4 protein-coding genes are annotated in these 4,330 nt (G+C 30.6%); all 4 read right to left on the bottom strand.

Annotated features, from left to right (window positions below):
• A partial coding sequence (locus VK998_RS10540; RefSeq protein ID WP_325228086.1) for a B12-binding domain-containing radical SAM protein occupies nt 1-1,100 on the bottom strand: 1,100 nt, incomplete at its 3' end.
• 32 nt (nt 1,101-1,132) lie between these two features.
• Nucleotides 1,133-1,738, bottom strand: a complete 606-nt coding sequence (gene pcp / locus VK998_RS10535) for a pyroglutamyl-peptidase I (RefSeq protein ID WP_236910615.1) — start codon at nt 1,736-1,738, stop codon at nt 1,133-1,135.
• Nucleotides 1,739-2,099: 361 nt separating this feature from the next.
• Nucleotides 2,100-3,143, bottom strand: coding sequence for a S66 family peptidase (locus VK998_RS10530; RefSeq protein WP_325228085.1), 1,044 nt, complete (start codon nt 3,141-3,143; stop codon nt 2,100-2,102).
• A 213-nt stretch (nt 3,144-3,356) separates the two neighbouring features.
• A partial coding sequence (locus tag VK998_RS10525) for a M18 family aminopeptidase (RefSeq protein WP_325228084.1) occupies nt 3,357-4,330 on the bottom strand: 974 nt, incomplete at its 5' end.

The following is a 4,330-nucleotide window of genomic DNA, read 5'->3' as shown; positions in this document are numbered from 1 at the left end:
ACATTTGCAGTATTATACTTTGAAAAATCAAAGTCTATGATTCTCCCATTTTTGACATACTCATCGTAAACTTTAGTTCCAGGATATGGGGTAAGTATATGGGATGTAACTGTTTCTATTTTGTTTTTTACGATCCAATCTAATGTAGTCTTAAATGTTGTAACATCGTCATCGTCAAGGCCAAAAACAAAACTAGCGTTAATCATTATTCCCCGTTTGTGAATTTCTTTAACTAAAGTCTCATACTTTCGGATATTGTTCTGACTTTTATGGACATTTTTTATAGCCTTTTCATTTAGGCTTTCGAAACCAATGAATAAACTTTCACATCCTGAAATAGCCATCTCATCTAATAAATCAGGCATGTCCACTATATTTGCTGAAACTGCTGCATTCCATTTTAATCCCATTGGTCTAATGGCTCTAACAAATTCTAATGTCCATTTGGGATTTCCAATAAAATTATCATCTATGAACATAACATGTCGCTTGCCAATTGCTTTTATATCTTTTATCACATCTTCAATGTCCCTATTAATATACAATGTTTTATAAGCTTCACAACTATTGTAGCAGAAATCACACCTGAATGGACATCCTCTGCTCGTACTAATAATATTGCAATATAAATATTTTTTGGTATCAATCAAATGATATCCTGGCGAAACAATCTCACTACCTTTAATTTCACCATTACACTGGTATATTTTTTTCAGTTTCTCATTTTGAAAATCTCGAATGATATCAGGCCATGTTTTCTCTGCTAATCCAACAGCTACAATATCAAAGTACTTTTTGGCCTGTTCAGGAAATGCAGTAATATGTATTCCACCTGCTACGACTGGAATCCCCTTACTTTGGTAAATCCTTGAAATTTCTATTGCACGAGGAAAAACATCTACTGTAACAGTAATGCCTACAATGTCTACTGCTTCATCAAAATTAATATCTTCTATATTTTCATTTTCAATTATTACTGTATGTTCTTTATGAATCATATTTGCTATTGTCAATAATGCAAGGGATGGGGCCATTCTAGTTTTAAGTCGAGTATCCATTGGCCTCATAATCATTTTAGGTTGTATCAATTTAATAATCATATCAGCGTTTTCCCTCCAAGGTATAGGTTCTTCTATTTCTCCAAAACAACTTCAACAGCTAATCTTAATCCTTTTCTAATATTTTCAATACTCATACTAGGCATATTCCTTTTTGATATGACTTGTTCAGGTAAATATGGTACATGAATGAAACCTCCTCTTATATTAGGATATTTTTTGTCTATTAAATATAATAGTCCATACATAATATGATTACATACAAAAGTTCCTGCAGTATTAGAGATACTAGCTGGAATACCCGCTTCTCTAATTTTCTTTACCATTCTTTTTATAGGTAGTGAAGTAAAATAAGCATTTTCTCCATCCTCAAATATTTTTATATCTACTGGTTGATTTCCTTCATTATCCTTTATCCTTGCATCATCTATATTTATTGCTACTCTTTCTAATGAAATATCATATCTCCCTCCAGCTTGTCCAACACAAATAACTATATCCGGTTTTTCATTTTCAATTAAATTTTCTAATACTTCTATGGATTTGTTAAATACAGTAGGAATTTCTCTTTTAATAATTTCTGTATTCATTATTTTGTCTTCTAAAGTTTTAACTGCTTCATAGGCAGGGTTTATAGTTTCTCCGCCAAATGGTTCAAATCCCGTAATCAAAAGCTTCATTCATAATTACCTCCCGAATTTAATTATACCTGAAATATAACTTCTGCTTCACTCTCATCTAAGACAAATCCTATTTTTTCAAATTCCATTACTAATCCTGCTAATAGAATCCCTCTTTTTTTAACACTCTATAACATTTATTATAAACTTTATTAAATCTATTAGTAAGCATGATTAGAATTGGAATCATAGTTCCTCTGAATAATCCTTCTTCCATAAACGAATTGACCTTACATTATTAATATTAAATCCAATATTACTAATGTTATCGCCAACTATCTTTACAAATAGAATTACAATAAAACCTACTTTATCTAATACCCTTAGTACTTCTATTTATTCTTAATATACTTGCTCTATCTCATTCTTCTACTGTTCCTGATTCATAAATTCTAAACTTTTTATTGTCACAATCTATTTCTGCTTCGACACCATAGGGTAAAATAAACATTGGTGCTGTATGTCCAAAGTTCATATTATACATTATTGGAAGATCATCTCTTTTTGCTTCATCTCTTATTACTTTTAAATACTCATCTTTATATTCTTCATAATATTTTTCATCTTGAGGCTTACCTATTATTAAACCATTTATTCTACCAAATATGCCAAGAGCATTTAGAGCTCTTAGATACCATCTTATATAATCTGGGGTAGGTTTATCTTCACTAGTCTCTAGAAATAATATTTTATTTTCCCATTCATCTAAACTTGGCCATAAAGTTGTGCCTCTTAACCAATCCAATACTTCTATACAACCACCTATCAGTTTGCCTCTTACTTTTCCTTTTCCTTGAAGAATCTCATGACCCCTTTTCTCCATATTCATTTTTCTTTTTATTTTACTATTTTCTTCCTTTTCCCATGCTAACCATTGTGATGTCCAATATTCACTTGGCATAATCTCTCCTATAGTTTCATTACTAAATAGTGATTTCTGGATCCATTTAATCGTATAATCGTGGATCTCTACATTTTCTGCAAATTCCCCTAAAACACTTGGACCATAATAACTCGTCAAACCAGCCTTATAGCACATAAAATGATTTACGGTTGTATCAGAATAACCCATAAATATTTTCGGATTTCTCTTTATTATTTCAAAATCTATATAGGGTAACAATCTTAGGGTATCATCACCACCTATATTAGAAAAAACAGCTTTTACTTCTTTATTTTTAAAGGCATTCATCAAATCTTCTGCTCTTGCTTTGGGATTATTATTTAAATATTCACTACCCTTTAAACTGTTTGGCATCTCTATAACATTTACTCCAAATAATTCTTCCATTCTTTTTTTACCTATCTCATATCGATATCTAAATTCTTTATCTCCTGCTCCACCCCATGATAAACTTACCGTTGCTATTGTATCTCCTTTTTCTAATTTTCTTGGTTTTATCATTATTAGTTCATAGACCCCCTTCTAATTAATAACCTTTTTTGACTTAATCCCATAATACTACTTTATATCTTACAGTCCAAGTAGATTTATATCTCTAATATTCTACATTTAATTTTAAATCCCTTCTTTTTATATTAGTATTATCAGAAAAAAAAGATAGGTAATTATTACCTATCAATTGAAGAATTAAGAATATATTTAAATGGATATGAATTAATTTGTTGCTATAATACTATAAAATTCTTGAAAAGACTTATAGACATAATAATGATCAAAAACCCCGCCTAATTCTCTTATAGAGTGCATACCAAGTATTGGATTTCCTATATCTACTGAAGGAATATCTAATTGAGTTGAGGATATAGGTCCTATAGTGGAGCCTCCTCTTTCATCAGACCTGTTAACAAACATTTGTACAGGAACATTTACAGATTTACATATTCCTTCATAAACAGCTGACGACGAACTATCAGTTGTATAGGACTGATTTGCAGATATTTTTATAGTTGGGCCTCCGTTTATTACTGGTCTATTAGTCAGGTCTTGCTTTTCTGTATAATTAGGATGAAGTGCATGTGCCATATCAGCAGATATTAAAAAAGAATTGGATAATGCTCTATAATAATCTTCCTTGTCCTTACCCATAGATATTGCGATTCTCTCAAGAACAGTTCTAAGCATAGGGCTCGCTGCTCCCTGTTTTGTGGTACTACCTACTTCTTCATTATCAAAACAAACTAATACTTTTGTAGCATTGCTTACTTTACTATCTATAAGCCCATATAATCCAGCATGAACCATAGCTAAATCGTCTAATCTGCCAATAGAGATAAATTCTTCATTAAGCCCTATTAAAGATCCTTTCTCTACACCATATAAGAACAATTCAAAATCTAAAATATCCTCTAATTTTATATTTAATTTTTCAGCAATTAATCCTAATATGAAACTCTCTTTTTCAAATTTATCATTTATAGTTGATAGTAATGGTAAAGTATCAATTTGAGGATTTATCTTTACACCTTCGTTTACTTTTCTGTTCATATGTATGGCTAAATTAGGAATAGTCATTATAGGTTTTTCCATATCGATCAATAATTCTTTGGGCTTTAGTGGATTTTTAGTTTTTATACTTACTCTACCTGCCATAGATAAAGGTCTATCAAACCAAGTGTTTAATATTGGCC

The sequence above is a fragment of the Schnuerera sp. genome, from assembly GCF_035459645.1.
GTDB lineage: Bacteria > Bacillota > Clostridia > Tissierellales > Tepidimicrobiaceae > Schnuerera.
The sequence above is the reverse complement of the archived record's forward strand: the minus strand, read 5'-3'. Positions and strand labels throughout refer to the sequence as shown.

Bases quoted from the DNA above. Each gene is read 5' to 3' on its own strand.
- pcp (WP_236910615.1), bottom strand. From the start codon at position 1,738: ATGAAGCTTTTGATTACGGGATTTGAACCATTTGGCGGAGAAACTATA.
- VK998_RS10530 (WP_325228085.1), bottom strand. From the start codon at position 3,143: ATGATAAAACCAAGAAAATTAGAAAAAGGAGATACAATAGCAACGGTA.